Source organism: Acetobacteroides hydrogenigenes (assembly GCF_004340205.1).
GTDB classification, from domain to species: Bacteria; Bacteroidota; Bacteroidia; order Bacteroidales; family ZOR0009; genus Acetobacteroides; species Acetobacteroides hydrogenigenes.
This window is the reverse complement of the sequence record NZ_SLWB01000005.1, coordinates 104,298-124,273: the sequence shown is the minus strand read 5'-3', so window position 1 is coordinate 124,273 and position 19,976 is coordinate 104,298. Positions and strand designations below refer to the sequence as shown.

Sequence of the window (19,976 nt, the reverse complement as noted above, 5' to 3'; positions counted from 1 at the left end):
AAATTTGTTTTAAATAGGAAGTTTCGATGAGTAATAAAGAATTAGAGAAAGAGATAAAAAGATTGGTTCACTCGAATCGTTACTTAAAGGGTTATGTTTGCGCTGTAGACGTACTCTTGCAGCTTAACTTTTTGTCGGAAAGCGATTATGAAAGCTGGCAGTTGGGTAAGGTCGATTGTTTAGAGGAAGTATGTAGTGTTGATTTGGTGAAGCTTTCGCTGGTAAATAAGCTTATTAGAAGATACGCTGTTGAGCTAGATTTGGAAAGCTCTTGGACAGCATATAATCAAATGGGTAAACGATTAAGTCGTCGATTAAGGTTTAGCCAATCGGGCAGTAAAGCTATTGAAGAGCAGTATGCCACACATTATGTAGATAAAAAACGAATGGCAGAATTAAAGGAGAATAGTAGTAATATATAGCCGAGAGCTATATTGCGGGTGGTAGGCCGTCAATTAGAAAGGATGAAGTCGTAGACATCGCTCGGTCTAGAACCCCTCTGCTGAGCGTAGTATAATCGAAGTACGAGGCTCGGCATAGTCTGTGGCTATTTCGAATATAAGTAGCGGTCTTAAACCGCAATTAAATGATTGCTTGAAAAAAGAGACGCGAACATCGCGTCTCTAGAGCTTCGAATAATCGTTGCGCGTAGAGACGCATTGTATGCGTCTCGAAATAAAGGGTAATAAACAGGGTTAACGAACCTTGATTGGGGTTTGTTTCTATTCTTACCAGATGCACGGCCGTACGTCTCTACCCCGCTCCGTTAATGTTGATCTTCTTTGTTCGGCGGAGGCTGTTCCTCAGTCGAATCTATGTCTGCAAGCTATAGCCTGCAATGATAGAATTGACGAAGGCTGGAGCCTTCGCCAAACAAAGCACTATACTTATATGCAGATGTATACCCCACCCCTACCTCCCGCTTAGGCGGGAGGATAATGAGCTCGGAATCTACGCCATTTACATTCTTTGATCCCGCTAAGGCGGGATGTCGCTTCGCGCCACTTCCTTTAACGCCCTAAGCGCGTCCTCGATAATAATTCATTTAGCATCTTTAACATCGTTACTATCCGTAGCTCGCCCATTTTTTCCCTTCTTTGCCCCACTATTATCTCTAACACTACGCCATGAAAAGGAACAGAGCACTAGCGCTACTGGCAATAGCCATTGGCGCATTTACCATACGCGCAGAAGCGCAGGATGCAGCAACGCAGAAGGGGTTGGATGCCATAACCACATCGGCCATTAGCGCGCACGTTGGCTTTCTGGCTTCGCCCTTACTTGAGGGACGATACACCTCCGAAAGGGGAGCAGCGCTTGCCTCGGAATACATTGCCACCATGTTTACCCACTACGGGGTGTCGCCGGCTGGCGATAGGGTAAACGGGAAGCGTGGCTACTTTCAGAGCTTCGATCTTTACCGCTACTCTGCCCCAACCAACCAGCGCATGAGCATCGAGTCGGCTGCTGGTACGGTTGTTCCAACTCCCGATGCCGATTACCTTATAGCCAACCGTCGTCTTACCAACGGATTTTCTCTCGCGGGCGAGGTGGTGTACGTTGGCTACGGACTTTGCCTGCCCGAGCTTGGGATAGACAGCTACGGCAAGCAGGATATCAAGGGAAAGCTGGTGGTGGTGCTTCCGCTCACCAAGGAGCGGCTGATGGCATCGCCCATTGCCGCCAAAGGGCTCAGCAACGAAAAGATTTCATCCATTCTAGACAATCAGGAGAGCGAGCTAACCAAGCGCAAGCCTGCAGCCATCATATACCTTCGTACCTCAACCGAGATTGCAGAGAAGCGTCCGCACCGTGGACCGGTTACCTCATCGTTCGACGATGTGATGGGCATCCCTGCCGAAGCGTACAATGCGCCAATACTCAGGGTAAGCCTGTCGAAGGCGATGATATCATCGGCGCTAAAGCAATCGGGAGTGGAGGTAGATGCGCCACTTGATGCCCGCTTCAAGGCGGTTCAAACACGTATTAAGATTTCCCTTTCGGGCGATATTACCGCTACCCCGCTTAAGGATCGTAACGTATTGGGGATGGTTGCCGGTGAGGATACCACCCGCTGCATCATTGTTGGTGCGCACTACGACCATCACGGCATGTTTAACGGCGTGCTCTACCCGGGTGCCGACGATAACGCCAGCGGTACAGCAGGAATCATAATGCTGGCTAAGGCGCTTAAGGAGTCGGGCATCAAGCCTAAGGTAAATATCATCTTTGCGCTGTGGACTGGCGAGGAGAAGGGGCTGATTGGCTCTACCTACTACGCCCGTAATCCGATATTTCCGCTTGATAGAACCGGCATGTACGTAAACTACGATATGATTGGCAGGAATGCTGCTGAGGATACCGCCAGGCTACGCGCACACTTCTTCTTTCTCGATAAGCTGCCCCGCATTAAGGAGATCGTGGAGGCCAACAACGCCAAGCTGGGCGGAATACTCCGTCTTTCGAATGCTCCTACCGAAGGTGGATACTGGAGCGATCATGGTCCATTCTACGAGCGCAACGTTCCGTTTATGGGCTGGGCAGCCGGCAACCATCCCGACTACCATAAGCCAACGGACACAGCCGAAAAGATCGATCCCGAGAAGATTCAGCGCATCACCAAGCTTAGCTTCCTGAATATGCTGGATTTGGCAAAGGAGTTTGGCGAAAATAGATAACGGGCATATAGCCCTAACGGCAGTACAAGCGCGTCGGGACAACGTTGTGAATGCTTTTACAACGTTAAGCAGACGTTAAATAAAAAAGGGGCAACATGATTGTTGCCCCTTTTTGCAGTAAGCCCTTACTTTTAGCATCGTCAATATATAACAAGCTAATAATGTAACCACCAGTAGAAAGTAAACAAGCCGCTAATTAATCTTGTACTATAAGTATTGCACTTTGGCATGAAAGTTGTCTTTAACATCTACCGTAAAAACTTAACGTAAGGAATAGGGTTTGTGCATCAGCTTGCCAAATTCTAAAATCAAAGAAGAAAACTAATCAACCAAATAGTAAGCAATCAAACCGCAACAATATGAAATCGTTTAAAGTAATCGCAGCTGTTCTTGGCCTCTCGGTACTGGCTACATGGGCATCTTCTTGTACAAAAGACGCAACAGTAGTAGACGATGGCAAGCTTACCGGTAAGTATCTTATAGCAATTGATAGCGTTAAGGTACCCGAAAAGATAACCGCAAACAATGCTTTCGATATTTTGCTGTACGGATATGTTGGTCCTACGGGTTGTTACCACTTCTCCAACTTCGAAATCGCAAAATCGAATAAGACGGTGATTGTTGAAGTATGGGGGCAAGCACCAACCGAACCTGTAAACTGTACGCAAGCATTGGTTTTCCTAAATGGCGAGAAGTTCAACCTTAAGCTCGAAGAAAAAGGCACCTATCTGCTAAAGTTTAAGCGTGCGAATGGAACATTTTTCGAAAAGCAGATAGTAGTCGAATAATAAAAGATATTCATGGGCAAATATGTAAAGCAACTTTAGCAGCTTATGCTAAGGTAAGGTCGAATGCTACGGCTTCGACCTTTTTTATTGACCAGACAAGCTGCCTACACTATAAATATTGCAAAATACACCTCGTTATTTTCTATCTTAAGCGTCATAACGAAAAAACCAACCGATGAAAAACAGCTTATTCGGATGAAAAAAATTAAGATTTATCAGGTTGATGCATTTGCAGATAAGCTATTTTCAGGAAATCCTGCTGCTGTATGCATTCTGGATAGATGGATTAACGAAGGTATAATGCAGGCTATTGCTGCAGAGAATAATCTAGCAGAAACCGCATTCGTTGTACCCAAAAACAGCATCTACGAGATCAGATGGTTTACACCCGCCGTAGAAGTGGATCTCTGCGGACATGCTACGCTAGCAGCGGCATTTGTTTTATTCGAATGCTTAGGGCAAAAGGAGCCGGAAGTGGTTTTCGTATCGCCACGAAGCGGAGAATTGAGGGTTTTCCAGAAAGGCAAAATGCTATACTTAGATTTCCCTACCGACACCTTAACTCCTTACCATGGCTTAGACCAAATTAGGAGCGGTATAGGCATTCAGCCAAAGGAGGCATACAGGGGAAAAACAGACTATATTGCCATAGTTGATTCGGAAGAAGAGGTTCGAACGCTCAAACCCAATTTTCAGGAGATTGCGAAGCTACCGGGAAGAGGGTTAATTGTAACCGCAAAAGGAAACGATGCCGATTTCGTGTCGAGATTCTTTGCCCCACAGGCAGGAATTAACGAAGATCCGGTAACCGGCTCAGCACACACTTCACTTATTCCTATTTGGTGGAAGAAGCTAGGCAAAACGCAGCTAACGGCAGAGCAGCTCTCGGTCCGCGGGGGTAAGTTGAGCTGCGAATACCGAAACGATAGATGCCTGATTGGTGGAGAGGCAAAACTTTACATGATTGGAGAAATAAACATCGAATAGTATGAAAATACTTGCTATAGAACGGGAACAAGAAGGTGTAAACTGGGATGCCGAAAAGGAAACACTGGAGGCAGAGGCAAAGCAGGTTTACGAGCTATACTTTTCGGGATATCTACGCGAAATATACTTTAACGAGCACTATTGTGCCGTGATAAGCCTCGAATGCGAAAGCAAAGAAAAAGCAATAGAGCTGCTCGATACGCTACCTTTAGCAAAAAAGAAGCTTATTAAGTTTGAGGTTATGGAGCTAAGACCTTACACAGGATATCAAAGATTAATGAAAGCAACAAAACCGCCTAAAGACGAGAATGCATAATACGTAAAAAGGGGATATAAAGAATATCTCTTTATACCCCCTACCGCGTTTGTTACTATGTGGTTTAAGAAGGCGGTAAATACTACTATAAGAACACGCAAAAATTATTTCTACTTACAAGAGCCAATATAGTCTTCGACTTATTGGTTATCATTCTATACAATCCTTTATACGTTGTAGTTCATCACAACAAAATCAACAATCTTTGCTGCAAGGTTAGCCGTATGCCTGTCCCTATCAATAGATGGATTTAATTCGGCAATATCGAAGGCGATTACCTTTTGCGTTGCAAAAAGAAAGCTTAGCAATTTAAAAACAAAGTAAGGTGTAAATCCAAGTGGCGATGGGGCGCTAACTCCTGGAGCGTATGCCGATGAAAAACCATCTAAGTCTAAAGAAATGTAGAGGTAATCATTCCTTTCAATTATGGGGTTTAACCTATTCTTTAGCGCTTCCATCTCCATGCTCGACGATTCGCAGTCGTAGTTTATGGCATAGCTTACATTTTCCCGTTTGGCGATCTCAAACAGCTCTTTTGTATTCGATTGCTGCTGAATTCCTATGGCAAAGTAGTCGACATGCTCGTCCATTTCCTCGAATTCCGATAGAATTTGGTTGAAAGGGGTTCCTGAATTTCCTCTTCCCTCTACCGGACGAAGATCGAAGTGCGCATCAAAGTTTATAATGGCAACTCTACGCTTGTTGGTATGGTTAATGGCATCCCAAATACCCATAAAGTGACCGTAAGCCATGTCGTGTCCGCCTCCAAGGGCTATAGGGAAGACGTTTTGCTTTAGCAAATCAGCTATTGCCATGGAAAACATCTTCTGGCAGGCTTCCATATCATCGTCAACGCAAATAATATCGCCCGCATCAACCACACGTTTTGATTCAAAGTGGATGGGAAGCTTCGCCAGCCTTTCGCGAATTGCTTTAGGTCCTTCGTGAGCGCCAATTCGTCCTCGATTTCTCCGCACTCCCTCGTCGCAAACGTAGCCAAGAAGAGCAACATCAATAGGAGGTAGCCCCGGGAGCTGCTTTGTGAAGTTGTTTATATCCAGCAGCTCTATCTGCTGGTGCCAATACTGGTTTCCCATATCGGGATTCGATTTCCGTCCCTCCCAGTTGCCTCTTTCTGCAGGCTTATACTCTGCATTAATAGCGCTACTCACTGTTTCTTTATTTGATTAATGTCGGTTCGACTTGAGTATTGAACCTTGTAAAATGCAATTAGCACTAAGAATAGTATTAGTGCAATTCCTCCTTTCGTTAGAGGCTGTTTCTATAGCCAACAGACTAGGTAAATTTCAATAGTATATATAATTGTAGCACGTTACCCCCTCCATTGGAGGGGTAGGGTGGGTTTAGGACTACTTCTAGTTGAGATGTACCTTTTTTCTGCTTTACCCACCCCTTGCCCCTCCCAAGGAGGGGATAGACTGCGGCTATTATTCGTTATTGCGTACTATCTATTTTTTCTACTAATGAAAAAATTTAGTCTTATGGTACAATAACAAATAAAAGCAGCAATAATCCCCCTGTTAGCAAGGTGTGCTTAGTTCTACGGTATGCGAAAGTTTCAGAATTATTCTGTTTAACTCCAGTATATATTCCGTATTCTTCCGTTTAACTTCTTCGATTTTAGAAAAGCCCCTTTAAAAGATCATCTTCAACCATATTTGGAAGCGTAATCTTTAGGCTAGGCGTACGCTCCATCTCGCGCTTAATGGCGAAGAGGGCTCCATCGTTTCTAGCCCAGCTACGACGGGCAATACCGTTGTTTACATCGTAAAGAAGCATTCTCTTAAGGCGAACATCTGCCTCTTGAGTTCCATCGAGGAACATTCCAAAGCCTCCGTTGATAACTTCGCCCCAGCCAACGCCGCCTCCGTTGTGTATAGATACCCAAGTTGCGCCCCTAAAGCTATCGCCAATCACATTTTGGATAGCCATGTCGGCAGTAAACTTGCTACCATCGTAGATATTCGATGTTTCGCGGAAAGGAGAGTCGGTTCCGCTCACATCATGGTGGTCTCTACCCAGCACAACTGGTCCAATCTTGCCTTCGCCAATTGCTTTATTGAATGCTTCCGCAATTTTCGAGCGTCCTTCGGCATCGGCGTAAAGAATACGTGCCTGCGAACCTACCACAAGCTTATTCTTCTTGGCGTTTTTAATCCAGGTGATGTTGTCCTGCATCTGAAGCTGGATCTCTTCTGGCGAATTCTCCATGATTTCCTGAAGAACTCGCATTGCAATCTCGTCAGTTTGATCGAGATCCTCTGGTTTACCCGACGCACACACCCAACGGAATGGACCAAATCCGTAGTCGAAGCACATAGGTCCAACAATATCTTGTACGTACGAAGGATATCTGAAGTCGATTCCATTTGGCGCCATGATATCGGCACCTGCACGCGATGCTTCTAGTAGGAAGGCGTTGCCGTAGTCGAAGAAGTAGGTTCCTTTTGCCGTGTGGCGGTTAATTGCAGCCGCATGACGACGTAAAGACTCCTGAACTTTTACCTTAAACTGCTCTGGCTCCTCGCGAATCATTCGATTCGACTCTTCGTACGTAATTCCTGCAGGATAGTAACCTCCCGTCCATGGAATATGTAGCGATGTTTGATCGGAACCGATGTGTACGAAGATATTTTCCTTATCAAAGCGCTCCCAAACATCTACCACGTTGCCGATGTATGCAATGGATACAACCTCTTCGTTTGCCTGTGCCTGTTTAACACGTGCAATAAGATTATCCATAGAGTCTACTAGAACATCAACCCAACCTTGCTCGTAGCGTTTGGTTGCTGCCTTTGGATTAACCTCGGCACATACGGTAATACAGCCCGCAATATCTCCAGCTTTTGGCTGAGCACCGCTCATACCGCCCAATCCTGCCGTTAGGAATATCTTTCCTTTAGAAGATTCTCCCTTCTTCAGCATCTTACGGAAGGCATTCATCACGGTAATGGTAGTTCCATGAACAATACCCTGTGGTCCGATGTACATATACGATCCTGCAGTCATCTGTCCGTACTGCGAAACGCCAAGAGCATTAAACTTTTCCCAATGATCGGGCGAAGAGTAGTTCGGAATAACCATCCCGTTGGTAACAACCACTCTTGGTGCCTCCTTCGACGATGGGAACAACCCCATTGGGTGACCTGAGTACATATTCAAGGTTTGTTCGTCGGTCATGGTGGCTAAATACTGCATGGTAAGCAGGTATTGCGCCCAGTTTTGGAACACCGCACCGTTGCCGCCGTAGGTAATCAGCTCCTCGGGGTGCTGCGCAACGGCAGGATCGAGGTTATTCTGTATCATCATCATGATTGCCGCTGCCTGCTGGCACTTGGCAGGATACTCCTCTATTGGACGAGCGTACATCTTGTACTCAGGTTTAAGACGATACATATATATACGTCCATAATCCTTCAGTTCCTGAGCAAACTCAGCTGCCAGCTCCTTGTGCCACTCCTTTGGGAAGTAGCGAAGGGCATTGCGAATGGCAAGCTGCTTTTCTTCTACCGATAGTATGTCCTTTCGCTTTGGAGCCCTGTTGGCATCCTTTGGAATCTCTCTTCTTGCAGGTAGCTCCGCTGGAATTCCCTGTAGTATCTGTTCTTGAAATGTCATTTTCTATTTTGTTTTATTACTTAACAACAAATGCTCGTGCCTTTACCAGCTCAACCATGGCGGTAACATCATCCTTTAGCACGCGATCGTCTTCGAGCTTGGCAACTTTGCTACGAATAATCCTAAAGTTCTCCTCTATGATTGGTGAAAACCTATTTGGACGTCTGAACTCCATGGCTTGTGTGGCGTACATGAGCTCGATGGCGAATATCTTTTCGAGATTACCCAGTATTTGGTTAAATTTTCGTCCTGATATGCTACCCATCGAAACGTAATCTTCCTGTCCGAGCGATGTTGGGATACTATCAGCCGATGCGGGGAAGCAAAGCGTCTTGTTTTCGGTAACCAATGCAGCGGTGGTGTACTGTGGAATCATGTATCCAGAGTTTAGTCCGCCGCTAGTTGTAAGCAGGCGAGGTAAACCGTACTTTCCTTCGAGCAGCAGGTAGCTTCTTCTATCCGAAATGCCTCCAAGTATCGATGCAGCATTAGCGCAGTAGTCCTGAACATTTGCCATCGGTTGTCCGTGGAAGTTTCCTCCCGAGATTGCTTCGGTATCGCTTAGTACAATTGGATTATCGGTTACCGAATTCATCTCAATCTCTGCCATATCGTTTAGGTGATACCATGCATTGCGTGCTGCACCGTGTACCTGTGGAATACAGCGTAACGAATATGGGTCCTGCACGCGTTCGCAGCTAACATGCGACGATACATTCTGAGAATCCTTTAGTAACATACGCATACGCTCGGCAACAACAAGGTTTCCCTTAAATGGGCGGATAGTATGCAGCGCTTCTTTAAATGGTGCAGCGCTTCCTTGGAATCCTTCGAGGCTCATTGCTCCGGCAACATCGGCAAGATCGAGCAGGTATGCCATCTTATGTAATCCCTTAATGGCGTGAGAAAGGATAAACTGTGTTCCGTTTATAAGGGCCAAGCCTTCCTTAGCCGCAAGCGTGATGGGTTCTAGGTTATGCTTTGCCAAAACCTCCTTGGCAGGAACACGCTCGTCGCCTTGCCAGAATTCACCTTCGCCTAAAAGCGTTAGGAATAGGTGCGATAGTGGAACAAGGTCGCCGGATGCTCCTACCGAACCTTGTTCTAGAACTACAGGAAGAAGATCGTTCTCGATAAAGAATATGATACGCTCCACAACCTCTAGGCGGATGCCCGAAAATCCTTGGCAGAGGGCGTGAACCTTACATATCATCATGATTTTTGACAGCTCCCTATCGATAGGGTTTCCTACGCCAACGGCATGGGTGATAATCAGGTTTTCCTGCAGCTTGCTGGTCTCGGCGGGGGTGATTTGTGTATCGCAAAGTGGACCAAAACCGGTATTAATACCGTAAACTGCCTTGTCGGAGCTGGCAATTGCATCGACATGTGCTCTGCAATCGTTTACCTTTTTAATGGCCTCGGGTGTTAGCCCTGCCTTGAGCTTGCCTTGGGCAATCTCGATGGTCTTATCAACGGTTAAGTGATCGATTCCGTATTTAAACATAGTTCGTTAGGCTTTTATTTTATTACAAAGTTATTCCTATTTTTGATGCTGAATGAGACTACTTTTGTCAAGATATGATAACCACAAGTAATCAAATAGAGTTCCGACATCTGAAGTATTTCCTTGCGCTAGCAACGGATTTGCACTTTAGAAAGGCTGCAGAGCGGCTGTACATCTCGCAACCTGGACTAAGCCGACAGATAAAGCAGCTGGAGGATGACCTTGGCATCAAGTTATTCGTGAGGCATAACCGAAAGGTGGAGCTTACGCAGGCGGGATTGTACCTTCAGGAGGAGCTAACCAAAACCTTTAAGCGGTTGGACGACATTGTTGCCCATGCCAAGCTGCTGAACGACGGCATCGCCGGCAACCTGAAATTGGGCTACATCGGTTCTGCCATGCAAAAGGTGATTCCCGAGCTGCTCCTTAGGTTCAGAACCGAGCATCCCAACATCATCTTTAGCCTAAACGAGATGGGCAACGAGGAGCAGGTGCAGGCGCTGCTGAAGCAGGAGATCGATATCGGCTTTGTGCGCATGGAGCGCATGCCAAGGGGCTTAAGTACACGATCAGTCTTCGAGGATACCTTTTCGCTGGTGCTTCCCAAGGATCATGCGATAACCGAGGCGAGCTTTAAGGACCTCTCGCAGCTGAAGGATGAGTCATTTATCCTCTTCGATGCCTCGTTTAGCGAGTCGTACTACGTAAACATTATGCAAATATTCGATACTAGCGGTTTTACCCCTATCGTTTCGCACTATACGGTTAACGCCAGCTCCATCTTTAGGCTGGTGGAGAATGGTTTTGGCGTCTCCATCGTGCCAACATCGCTAAAGCTGGGCTACGATATGGGAATTAAGTTCGTAGAGCTTAAGAAAATCCCCCAGCGCACCACCTTAAAGATGGTTTGGAGCAGTAAGAACCCCAATCCAATCCTTAACAGCTTCTTGCAAGTGATGGAGTAGCGGGGAAGGAGGTAGAGATGCACTGCTGAGCGGCCCTACGGAAGAAATTAGCAGGCAAATTCCCTCTCGATTGTTTACCACCACTGTTCGTATTAGCCACTGGAGGGAGGATTGCTAAGCAATGTTCTGCAAAAATACCGTATTGGGAAGTGTTCTGCTGTATTTCCATCAATATTATGCTTGCGATTGGGCGCTTATTTTCTACTTTTGCACCCGAATTTAAAACTATAGCGATAGCGTTATGAGAACTGTACTAAAATTAGTAATAGAAGCTTAGTTGACCTCCAGAAGCCGCAGGTTAATGATCTTTAGTTCGAAAATGTCTTTTCGAGCAGGCTTCAGCATGCTTACAATATCAGATTATATGCTGCCTACATAGGGTAGTTGTTAATCTATTACCATTTATTTTACAGAATATCAATCATGACATCAAATAGTAAGATGCAGGTCGTTGGTCTTGCGCTGTCCGTTATAATGCTACTCACTTTACTAAATAGTGGCTACTTCTTTTTGGCAATGCTAAAGCTGAGCATCGGCAAGTGGCTTGCCTTTAATGCATGCTCGCTGGCTACTATTGCATACCTGCTGTGCTTTGTCCTATACAAAACCACCAAGCGCGATTACATTTTGGCCATTCCGCTGCTGCCGTTGTACTACTATGGAACAATGGGGATGTTTGTGATGCCGTGGAACGAGGCTAACCTGTTTCCACAGATCACGCATATAATTATCACCCTAAATGTGCTATGGATTGTGTACGTTCTGCTGAAGGAGCACAAGTTCGAGGCATTGGGTAAAGGCTCGTTATTGGGTATGATTATCTTTGTGCCCATCTTTGCCTGCATACAGGGCTATACGCAGCAGCACATGGGAGAGTTTATGGCCGTGCTTCAGGCTCTATAAAATGAGAAATCCCCTTAGCAATAGTAAGGGGATTTCTCCAATTCACATAGCTGTTACTTCTACGCCTTAGCGAAGGCAGAAGCCTTACTCGAAGATTTATTCCTTTTAAAAGAACACCTCACCTCCAGGGACTCTAAGCTTAACCTGCTGTTCGGTAAGCTTTAGCTCTTTATTGTTGAGTGCTGCCAAGACAACACTCTTATTGTAGCTATTCACATCGTCTGAGCGAAGAAATTCTGTAGGTTCTATCCAACGTGCTTCGACAATTTCAGACGAATCGTTTATAGAAATATCATTAGAAAAGGCTTTTGCTGTACATACAATATAAAGGTTCGATTCTCCAAACTGCCCATTTCTGAAATGCCCAATATTTACAATAGATTCGAACTCAACGCTTACTCCGGTTTCTTCGAGAACCTCTCTCCTTAGTGCATCCTTTATGGATTCGTTCTTATCAATATGCCCGCCAGGCAGCTTATAGCCTTCCGAGAATCGATCCTTAACCACCAGCAGCTGTCCTTGGTTAAGCACAATTGCACCAACTCCTACAATGTAGTTTTTAGTTGTAGGAATAAAGGAGTCGTGCGCCAGCTTTTTTACAAGCATTACGCTTCTCTCGTCGCAGTGATGAAACTCAAAATCAAGCTTGGTAAGTACGGGTATAAATTCAGACTTCTCGATTGGGATTTTTATCCATAGAAGCCTTTTATTCGTTAGGCTTTCAACTAATTCTACTATTCCCTTTTTGAAATCATCCAAATTATCTGGAAGTGTTGTACTGTCTACTACCACTCCATCATACTTGTTATTAGCTGTTTCTATCATTTCCATCATGCTTTATCGATCGGCTGGCAGAACCTCTAGCCGTGGGCAAATATACTTTAATTCAACAGGCTTTTGCCTGTAAGCATGGTGGCGGATAAAGCGTTTGCGCGTACAACCAACGGAAAATATCCCCCCTTACCTCTTGCTATCGCTATTCTACGCTTTATGACGTAGCTTTATTTGCAGCACGCAACCTTTCGAACTGTGCTACTACCTCTAGTATATCTATGTTCTGTTCTGGATTTCCTTTTGCAGCTTTTCTATTTCGATGTTTTGCTGGGTAATTAGCGTTTTCTGCTGTTTTAGCTCCTTCTCCAGCGCTTGTATGGTGTTATCCTTTTTGGCTATTCGGGCTAGATACTTTTCCTCCTTAGCTAAAAGCTTCTCTTCCTTTGTGCGGAACTTTGCCTTCTCGGTGAAGACAACTTGATATAGGTTGATGTTAAGGTACTCGAGTTCCTGTATTTTTACCGCATTCGCATCGCGAATGGCCGAAAGCTTTTCTACCTCCGCCCGTAGCAGCTCCAGCTCGGTCTCAAGGTTGGTAAGGTATTGGCTGGCGTTGGTGTCCAGCGTATCAACAAAGCGAAGCTTTACCTTTACGTATTCCTTACCGTTTATGGTAATGGTATTGCCGCCACCAATATTGTTTAGGTGGCGATTTTCCTGTTGCTTTACGCTACCGTTGCGTGGCTGCTTTAGCCTGTCAATTGCCTTCTTTATTCCACTCATAGCTAGAATATTTTCTACTTCTAACTTTTCCGAGACGCATTCAATGCATATCTATACTCATTGTCCGAATCACAGATTAAAATGATTACACCAATTTCACGGATAGTACACCAAGTAACCAGCGATAATCCTCTTTGCCGAAAGGCTAGCCGTATAATCCTTTAATCCGTCGAATCTGTGATTCAGACAATGTTCGACGGCATTACAGCTGCCGCCGAGCCTTGTGCGTTGAATTAGACTACGCTTAGCGTGGGGTAAATTTTTTTAGATTAAAACTTTTTTCTATAAGTTTAAAATTTGTATTCAACTTGTCTTTTGTATCACTTTGTTTTGTCACTACAACTGTGTTGCCATTCATTATAAATGATATAATTTTACCGTATATTATTTCACCAAATAATGTCATTGTATAATCTAACGCAACAGCATCCTTACCAATGAAAGTACAATAGTATAAATTTCCTTTATTGGCTTTTGCATTATACGCAGACATTTCTTCATTAATACCCTCAATAGTATTTTCTGCCATTTCTCTTATTGTACTAAAATTTGTACCACGAAGCCATACAATAGAAATCATATCAGAAGAAAGCCCCGTTTTTTCGCAACTTACTTGAAAACCCAAATTTTCTTGTAAAACTTTAGTTTCAACTTTCCAACCATTGAGATATGAAAACGATACTCCATTAAAATCTAAATTTAACAACTGGCTTTTATCATTGGTTTCATTTTTGGTTGAGTTCGTATCAAGTTTTAATATGTCTTTATTTTTGGAATATTCTTGAATGAATATTCTATTCTTTGTTTCAAGAGCATATTGTGCGATTGAACCAATAAGTGAGATACCAATAAAGATTACAAGTAGAATTGGAAACTTTACAATATTCTCACTTTTAATCTTCTTTTTTATTTGAAAATAAATAACAATACCTGAGATTATTGCAGGTATTAATGACATACCAATTTCATGTCCAGCAAAATATGCGGATTTTACAATAGATATTATTACTCCAAAGACAATTAGACTGAAGAAAGGTATCACGATAGCAATAATCCATATTTTTGACTTGTCTTTTAGTTTGATTGAATAAGTACTAATCAAAGCAATCAACAGGAAAATAAACAAATTCTTCATAATGTGAAAATTTTATTGTTAGTTCGTTTTAGTCTTATATAATGCTATACAATGTCAAGGGCGTTATTTTTCCAATTTTGAATAAGTAATCTCCAATTTTTCTGCTTGCTAAAATCCAACACATTCAATATGGAGCAAAATCTGTTAAAATCAAATAACTCAAAGTAGTCAAGTCTATTCTCTTGTTTCAAGTTCTCAACAACCTTTTTCGATTAATTTGAAAAACTCTTTGCTGTAGAGACAATTATACCCTCGTTAGGCGAAGGCTCCTGTCTCAGTCGAACTAAGAAATTATTTTTATTGTACTTTCCAAAGATCTAACTAACGCTTTGATTGCAATTTCTACCACCGCCAAGAAAGATTAGTCCAAAAAATATGAAACTAATCCACCACCATAAGCTATATGCAGTCGTGGAGTTAGGTGCTTTGCAATATATATCATCTAAAAACCAGCTTATAATCCAATGAGGTATAACAAGTATGCCATGCAAAATTCCCGAATACCAAGTGTAGGTCTTGTCAGGATTGATGTAACAAATTTTGATTGACAAAAGACAAAAAACTAGGAATATACCTATATAGAAAACAATAGACCCGATTGCAAGTATTATAGCTAGAGATGCACCTTTTTCTTCTTCCATCTGAATACCTGCACCAATAGAAAAGGATGCTGCAAAACCAATTGTAAGACAAGTTAGCATTATTCCTAAGAAATATCCAAAACTACATGTGGTTATGTTGGGAGCTGACCAATAGCCATAAATCTGAACAATGCTCAATAGAATACTAATTGTCAGAATAGAATTATAGGCAAATTTTTCACTTGGTGAAATTTTAGATGAAAGCCAAGCGACACCTATTGGTAGTAATTGAAAAATAACCACGGCTAATCCACCAAAAAATACTAGCAGTATGATGAGCCATATATTGCTTAGACCCATTAGTCCAAACAAAGCCATTGGCAATAAAGTGTAGATTGTTGCAATAATCAAAAAGATTATTGGAATAAAAATGATGTATCTAATTGCTTTCATAATTTGAATTTAGTCGTTTGTGATTATTAAAAATGTCTATTACTGTGTCGTTGTCGTCTTACAATTGCCGTTTATTGTGTATAGTTATTTCAATTATAGTCAGGCGGGTGTGAGAACGCTCACTATGATGGTAAAGCGTAGGGGTATTCTCTACTTTCTCCCTACGCATTCGCCAAATAGTAATATTACATCAGATAAATCCTTAAAAGGATTCTAACAACCACTGAGATTGCTTTAAACAAAAAATCCCATTTTGACGGAGTGGATTTCCGCAGGTAAACTTTTACAAAAATTTTCATTAAATTTTTTTTTAAGTTACCCCGCCTGACTTTATTGTTACATAAATATTATTCTATTAGTGAAATAACAACGGAATAAATTTTGAATGTAATAACAGAACTCGGTGTTTTTGTTTCTGACTTAAGTCAAGAACAATACATCGTTTGCCCGTATAATTTAACGAATAGGAATGATAGAATTACTACTTCCCTTTCGAATCATTTCTATTGTAAGGAGATTGATTAGTTGGTTTTAAAGAAAATCCCTCACCGTTTGCCTTTGTCCTGATAGCATCCTCAGACCTGCCTAGTTTAAAAGCAATTATTCCAGTGGGAGTGTTCCCATTAATTAGAACTCTCAACCTTTCAACGTCATTTTCAGACCATTGCTTGCCGTGATTTTTGGGTTTATTCATTATAGTAGAATTTGGTTTTATATTACACATAACTCATTTATAAGCGCAACAAAACTGTGCTTATCCTCACCGTATAAGGTTTATCTCTAACCTACAACCTTCATCCACCCCCTCCGAAACGGAGCCCCACAAAATCTCTCCCCCTCTAATCCATCAAGTTATGGATATACTATAGGTTATCCCTCGAAAGTTATAAAAAAATCTCCCATTAAGCACATCTGTATAAAATAAAAAATAGCGCTACAGTGTGCTATATGGTAGTATCGCCTATATTATAGCAGCTTATACAGAAAAAAGCTTGTAAAATATTTGTTTGTTAGCTGAACTTTTGCTAACTTTTCATCGGTTTTGGAGACCAATTGGCCGCTAGCCGGGTGTAGCTGGAGCGATTTTGATGCAAATCACGGTTTGCATTAAAGAAAGCAAAGGGTTACCCGGTTAGCTGGCCAAACAAAAAAGTGCAAATGGATCTCCGGCTGCCAATGTGTCGGCATGCAACAATTCTCGGTGTAGAATGGGAGGTAAAGGTACGTTGCGAATTAGTTCACGACGTACAATGAGAGGCAAAAGTACGTTGCGAATTTGTTCAAGGCGTACAACGGGAGGTAAAAGTGCGATTTGAACTAGTTTGTGGAGCACATTGACTGCCAATTAGGCATCGCGAAACGATTCAAGACGTATAATATGAGGCATAAAGGCTATTTTCCATATTCTGTTTGGGTAAAATAGCCACAGCATATAGTCTTAACCAGAAATATAAATGCAAGTAGTATGGCATTCTACGTAAGGTTCGCAAATGTCGGCCTCGCTATGCGCCGATTAGGCCATATAGAAAGATACTATTTACTGGAAAGCAGCCTATCTACGCTGCCAAATGGGTGCAAGAATTCCCTTAAAGCGCCCGGTATATCATCATTCCCTTTGCAGTATCCCCACCATATATACCAACAGCACAATTAATTTAACACCTTAATGAAATGAGCAAATTTTTGTCATTCTTAAGAAAATGCCTACTTAACTCACTTGTAGGCTACGCCAACGACCTAAACCTAATTCTAACTGCTGAGGAGAATGCCGAGCTGTTCGCATCGAACGCTTACAAAACGTATCAAGGCACCTTTACCCGAATGGAGCTGGGGTACATGCAGGTACGCAAGAATCCGTATACCGATAAGGTGTCGGAAATTGCGAAGATGCGGGGCAAGTCGTTCCAAGCTATCCACATGGGAATAAAGAGCTACCTGAACTCCAGCATCGAAGCGGAACGGAATGCAGCTATTATACTCAATGCGCTCTTTACGAGGTACGCAGCTGAGTTCTCGAATACCAGCTACAGCGGTGCAACCGGAATGATTAACAGCTTCATTCAGGATGTAAAGCAGCAGGTGTATGTTGATGCGATGGCTACCCTAAAGCTGGAATCGAAGCTGCAGCAGCTCCTTGCTGAAGAGGCCGAGTACGAAGCAGTATTCCTCCAAAGTATCATGAAGAATATTGAAGCAGAAGAGAATGAAGGTGCTTCCAATATCCGTAACGAATTTCATGCCGATACCCGCAATCTGCTGGTATATATCGGCATTAAGGCTAGCGAGGAAAAGACCAGCAAGTGGGCAGAACTCTATTCTACGATTGCGATCCACAACGCCAAATTCGAGAAGGGCGAGGCTGTTCGTCAGGCCGCCCTCAAGAAGAAGCGCGAGGAGAAGAAAAATAACCAAAAGCCGGAAGCATAGGCTTACCGTGGGGATATAAGGGGAAGGGAGCTGCGGCTCCCTTTTTTGTTGTGGTTTTAACACCGAGATAAGAAAATGCAGAGAGCTCTGAGAGTATATCCTGGTACCCTTCGGTTTTAAATAGCAAAATATGGAGGCGTATAAAGGACTCTGAAATCAATCTTCGTATGCTTAGCTATTTTTGGTATTTTCTGGATTGGTAAGCTTTACCATTCAAATAGGTAGCCCTTATGGGCCATTGTCGTGAAGTATGCATTATGGCGGTATCGCAATCTCCCGTTAGGAAGATAGGTTGAGATAGATGCTAGAAATGCTCGACAGTTCGCCTGTACAATAAGACTAAAAAGGCAGGGTCATGTCAACTTATAGCTCTTCAATAAACCTTAAGAAACAGAATTAAGTTGCTTTTCACCAACTCAACCACATATAACGTTATTTGTCTGCATGTTAATACTCTGAATATTTGATTATACGAGTGGATGATCTCGTTGAAAACGCTGCTTCACTTGTAATATTTCTAAATTTTATATAGAATTATTCTAAATAGTAAAACTTTTTTAAGCGAATAGAGGTATTATATAAAAAGCATGTCAGCCGCCCGAAAACAATCAAACAACCTTAAAGTCTATGAAGAATCGATTTTTCTTTGGATTAGCTGCAGGAGTAACAATGTTATTCGCATCCTGTCAGCAGGAAACGTTGGTTGATGAATTATCCTTAAATTCAGATGCTACTCAAACAGGAACGGTAATGTCATATACTGCTTCCTCGGCTAACTGCCCTGCCGATACGTTTAAGATCTATGCAGGACAAACTATCGATGTTGGCAACCTTATAGTTTACAACGACACCCAAAATCTTTACGTTACCTACGAAATCTACAATACCAACTACTACATTGAGCAAGCACACTTATGGGTTGGCGTAGATCCTACACTGGTTCCAAAGACCCCAGGAGGGACACCAATACCTGGTCTATTCCCTTATAAGGCCGAGGGCTTAGATCCTTCTACCACCGTTTATACGTTTACCGTTCCGCTAACCGATGTAATTGTAGATTTAACGACCTTCTGCGACAAGGATATTTACATCTATGCTCATGCTGCACTTAAGGGTCTGAATGGAGCGAGTGATGAAACTGCATGGAGCGAAGGTACACCATTTGGTGGACCACGCTGGGGATGGTTCTCCACCTACACCGTTTGCTGTCCTACCACACCTCCTCCTTTAGAGTATGTAAACGAAACAGCCTTTGCAAAGTTTGCAAAAAGCCAGGGAGGATATGTATTTACCACAAACAAGAAATCGAATCCAGAGAACTACCCATCGCTTAACCTTACCCAAAATCGCTGGGGCTGGGCTGGTAATCTGGCATTTGGCGACTATGCGGCACCAATCTATGCCGGTGCAGGACTAAACAATACGGCTAATGGTACACTTGTAGGCACATTATACGTAAAGGTTATGCTTGGTCTAGTACAGGTTAAGTATGAGATGAATGTTCCTTACAAGTTAGGCGAGGTACACATCTACGTAAGCGATGCAAAGCCTACAACGCTTGCTCCAGGTCAGTATGGCTTTACCGAGTACTTCGATCCAAAGGCAACCTCATTTAGTCAAGATTTTATGGTTACAGATACCAATGGTGATGGCAAGCTCTGGATTATTGCCCATGCCGTTGCGAGCATACCCAAATAGCGTTTTTAAAGTTAGGTAGAAATATAGATCCTTGCAGGAATAAGAAAGTTGCCTGCAAGGATCTATTTTTTTACTAGAATGCACCTCACTTTTTTATATCCAATAGGAATGGGGCATCATAGATTACAAGGATTATTCCTTATTACAATTTTACGATCCGTTGTGCCGCCTGTGGTTGTCCAAACCCAAATATTCCTTATAGAGTTTTAGTAACTTTACTCGCTCAATTGTATTACCATCGGGAAAATCCTCCTTGGATTGTGCTGGTTGCAACGGCCAAGGGGTGCCCTATACATCATACCTATTGAACGAAGAATGAAGCAGCTAAAACAGACGGCAATA

The 19,976-nt window shown here is 43.0% G+C and carries 17 protein-coding genes; 9 read left to right on the top strand and 8 right to left on the bottom strand.

Annotation, left to right across the window (positions count from 1 at the left end):
- The first annotated feature begins 26 nt into the window (after positions 1 to 26).
- From CLV25_RS06955 to CLV25_RS06935, 5 genes are all read left to right on the top strand, one after another.
- Positions 27 to 422, top strand: a complete 396-nt coding sequence (locus CLV25_RS06955; RefSeq protein ID WP_131838915.1) for a hypothetical protein — start codon at positions 27 to 29, stop codon at positions 420 to 422.
- A gap of 705 nt (positions 423 to 1,127) precedes the next feature.
- A complete protein-coding gene (locus CLV25_RS06950; protein WP_131838914.1) occupies positions 1,128 to 2,678 on the top strand; it encodes a M20/M25/M40 family metallo-hydrolase in 1,551 nt (516 codons plus the stop codon).
- 359 nt (positions 2,679 to 3,037) lie between these two features.
- A complete protein-coding gene (locus tag CLV25_RS06945) occupies positions 3,038 to 3,466 on the top strand; it encodes a hypothetical protein (protein ID WP_131838913.1) in 429 nt (142 codons plus the stop codon).
- A gap of 195 nt (positions 3,467 to 3,661) precedes the next feature.
- On the top strand, positions 3,662 to 4,453 hold the full coding sequence (locus CLV25_RS06940; RefSeq protein WP_131838912.1) for a PhzF family phenazine biosynthesis protein: 792 nt from the start codon (positions 3,662 to 3,664) through the stop codon (positions 4,451 to 4,453).
- Position 4,454: 1 nt separating this feature from the next.
- The gene (locus CLV25_RS06935) at positions 4,455 to 4,769 is read left to right on the top strand and encodes a superoxide dismutase (protein ID WP_131838911.1); all 315 of its coding nucleotides are present in this window, start codon (positions 4,455 to 4,457) and stop codon (positions 4,767 to 4,769) included.
- Positions 4,770 to 4,936: 167 nt separating this feature from the next.
- Here the strand turns inward: CLV25_RS06935 and hutG are convergent, their stop codons facing one another.
- From hutG to hutH, 3 genes are all read right to left on the bottom strand, one after another.
- Positions 4,937 to 5,941 (bottom strand): formimidoylglutamase, encoded by a 1,005-nt coding sequence (gene hutG, locus CLV25_RS06930; protein WP_207895599.1) that lies wholly within the window; start codon positions 5,939 to 5,941, stop codon positions 4,937 to 4,939.
- 469 nt (positions 5,942 to 6,410) lie between these two features.
- A complete protein-coding gene (locus CLV25_RS06925) occupies positions 6,411 to 8,408 on the bottom strand; it encodes a urocanate hydratase (RefSeq protein ID WP_131838910.1) in 1,998 nt (665 codons plus the stop codon).
- A gap of 16 nt (positions 8,409 to 8,424) precedes the next feature.
- Positions 8,425 to 9,915 (bottom strand): histidine ammonia-lyase, encoded by a 1,491-nt coding sequence (gene hutH / locus CLV25_RS06920; protein ID WP_131838909.1) that lies wholly within the window; start codon positions 9,913 to 9,915, stop codon positions 8,425 to 8,427.
- A 74-nt stretch (positions 9,916 to 9,989) separates the two neighbouring features.
- Here hutH and CLV25_RS06915 point away from each other — a divergent pair, with 74 nt between their 5' ends.
- Positions 9,990 to 10,880, top strand: coding sequence for a LysR family transcriptional regulator (locus CLV25_RS06915; protein ID WP_131838908.1), 891 nt, complete (start codon positions 9,990 to 9,992; stop codon positions 10,878 to 10,880).
- Between the two features lie 423 nt (positions 10,881 to 11,303).
- Positions 11,304 to 11,783, top strand: coding sequence for a hypothetical protein (locus CLV25_RS06910; protein WP_131838907.1), 480 nt, complete (start codon positions 11,304 to 11,306; stop codon positions 11,781 to 11,783).
- A gap of 105 nt (positions 11,784 to 11,888) precedes the next feature.
- Here CLV25_RS06910 and CLV25_RS06905 read toward each other — a convergent pair whose 3' ends face one another.
- From CLV25_RS06905 to CLV25_RS06885, 5 genes are all read right to left on the bottom strand, one after another.
- Positions 11,889 to 12,608, bottom strand: coding sequence for an NUDIX hydrolase (locus tag CLV25_RS06905; RefSeq protein WP_165877018.1), 720 nt, complete (start codon positions 12,606 to 12,608; stop codon positions 11,889 to 11,891).
- 225 nt (positions 12,609 to 12,833) lie between these two features.
- Entirely contained in the window at positions 12,834 to 13,340 is a 507-nt protein-coding gene (locus tag CLV25_RS06900; RefSeq protein WP_131838905.1) for a hypothetical protein, read from the bottom strand.
- A gap of 244 nt (positions 13,341 to 13,584) precedes the next feature.
- Positions 13,585 to 14,475: a hypothetical protein gene (locus CLV25_RS06895; protein ID WP_131838904.1), complete on the bottom strand. Its 891-nt coding sequence runs from the start codon at positions 14,473 to 14,475 to the stop codon at positions 13,585 to 13,587.
- 317 nt (positions 14,476 to 14,792) lie between these two features.
- On the bottom strand, positions 14,793 to 15,509 hold the full coding sequence (locus CLV25_RS06890) for a hypothetical protein (protein ID WP_131838903.1): 717 nt from the start codon (positions 15,507 to 15,509) through the stop codon (positions 14,793 to 14,795).
- A gap of 481 nt (positions 15,510 to 15,990) precedes the next feature.
- Entirely contained in the window at positions 15,991 to 16,203 is a 213-nt protein-coding gene (locus CLV25_RS06885; protein ID WP_131838902.1) for a hypothetical protein, read from the bottom strand.
- A 977-nt stretch (positions 16,204 to 17,180) separates the two neighbouring features.
- Here CLV25_RS06885 and CLV25_RS06880 point away from each other — a divergent pair.
- Together CLV25_RS06880 and CLV25_RS06875 are read left to right on the top strand one after the other, a co-directional pair.
- The gene (locus CLV25_RS06880; RefSeq protein ID WP_131838901.1) at positions 17,181 to 17,936 is read left to right on the top strand and encodes a DUF6261 family protein; all 756 of its coding nucleotides are present in this window, start codon (positions 17,181 to 17,183) and stop codon (positions 17,934 to 17,936) included.
- Positions 17,937 to 18,563: 627 nt separating this feature from the next.
- Positions 18,564 to 19,634 (top strand): hypothetical protein, encoded by a 1,071-nt coding sequence (locus tag CLV25_RS06875; RefSeq protein WP_131838900.1) that lies wholly within the window; start codon positions 18,564 to 18,566, stop codon positions 19,632 to 19,634.
- Positions 19,635 to 19,976 lie beyond the last annotated feature (342 nt).

Bases quoted from the DNA above. Each gene is read 5' to 3' on its own strand.
- CLV25_RS06925 (WP_131838910.1), bottom strand. From the start codon at position 8,408: ATGACATTTCAAGAACAGATACTACAGGGAATTCCAGCGGAGCTACCT.
- CLV25_RS06955 (WP_131838915.1), top strand. From the start codon at position 27: ATGAGTAATAAAGAATTAGAGAAAGAGATAAAAAGATTGGTTCACTCG.
- CLV25_RS06910 (WP_131838907.1), top strand. From the start codon at position 11,304: ATGACATCAAATAGTAAGATGCAGGTCGTTGGTCTTGCGCTGTCCGTT.
- CLV25_RS06880 (WP_131838901.1), top strand. From the start codon at position 17,181: ATGAGCAAATTTTTGTCATTCTTAAGAAAATGCCTACTTAACTCACTT.
- hutH (WP_131838909.1), bottom strand. From the start codon at position 9,915: ATGTTTAAATACGGAATCGATCACTTAACCGTTGATAAGACCATCGAG.
- CLV25_RS06950 (WP_131838914.1), top strand. From the start codon at position 1,128: ATGAAAAGGAACAGAGCACTAGCGCTACTGGCAATAGCCATTGGCGCA.
- CLV25_RS06940 (WP_131838912.1), top strand. From the start codon at position 3,662: ATGAAAAAAATTAAGATTTATCAGGTTGATGCATTTGCAGATAAGCTA.
- CLV25_RS06885 (WP_131838902.1), bottom strand. From the start codon at position 16,203: ATGAATAAACCCAAAAATCACGGCAAGCAATGGTCTGAAAATGACGTT.
- CLV25_RS06900 (WP_131838905.1), bottom strand. From the start codon at position 13,340: ATGAGTGGAATAAAGAAGGCAATTGACAGGCTAAAGCAGCCACGCAAC.
- CLV25_RS06915 (WP_131838908.1), top strand. From the start codon at position 9,990: ATGATAACCACAAGTAATCAAATAGAGTTCCGACATCTGAAGTATTTC.
- CLV25_RS06875 (WP_131838900.1), top strand. From the start codon at position 18,564: ATGAAGAATCGATTTTTCTTTGGATTAGCTGCAGGAGTAACAATGTTA.
- CLV25_RS06890 (WP_131838903.1), bottom strand. From the start codon at position 15,509: ATGAAAGCAATTAGATACATCATTTTTATTCCAATAATCTTTTTGATT.
- CLV25_RS06905 (WP_165877018.1), bottom strand. From the start codon at position 12,608: ATGATAGAAACAGCTAATAACAAGTATGATGGAGTGGTAGTAGACAGT.
- CLV25_RS06935 (WP_131838911.1), top strand. From the start codon at position 4,455: ATGAAAATACTTGCTATAGAACGGGAACAAGAAGGTGTAAACTGGGAT.
- CLV25_RS06895 (WP_131838904.1), bottom strand. From the start codon at position 14,475: ATGAAGAATTTGTTTATTTTCCTGTTGATTGCTTTGATTAGTACTTAT.
- CLV25_RS06945 (WP_131838913.1), top strand. From the start codon at position 3,038: ATGAAATCGTTTAAAGTAATCGCAGCTGTTCTTGGCCTCTCGGTACTG.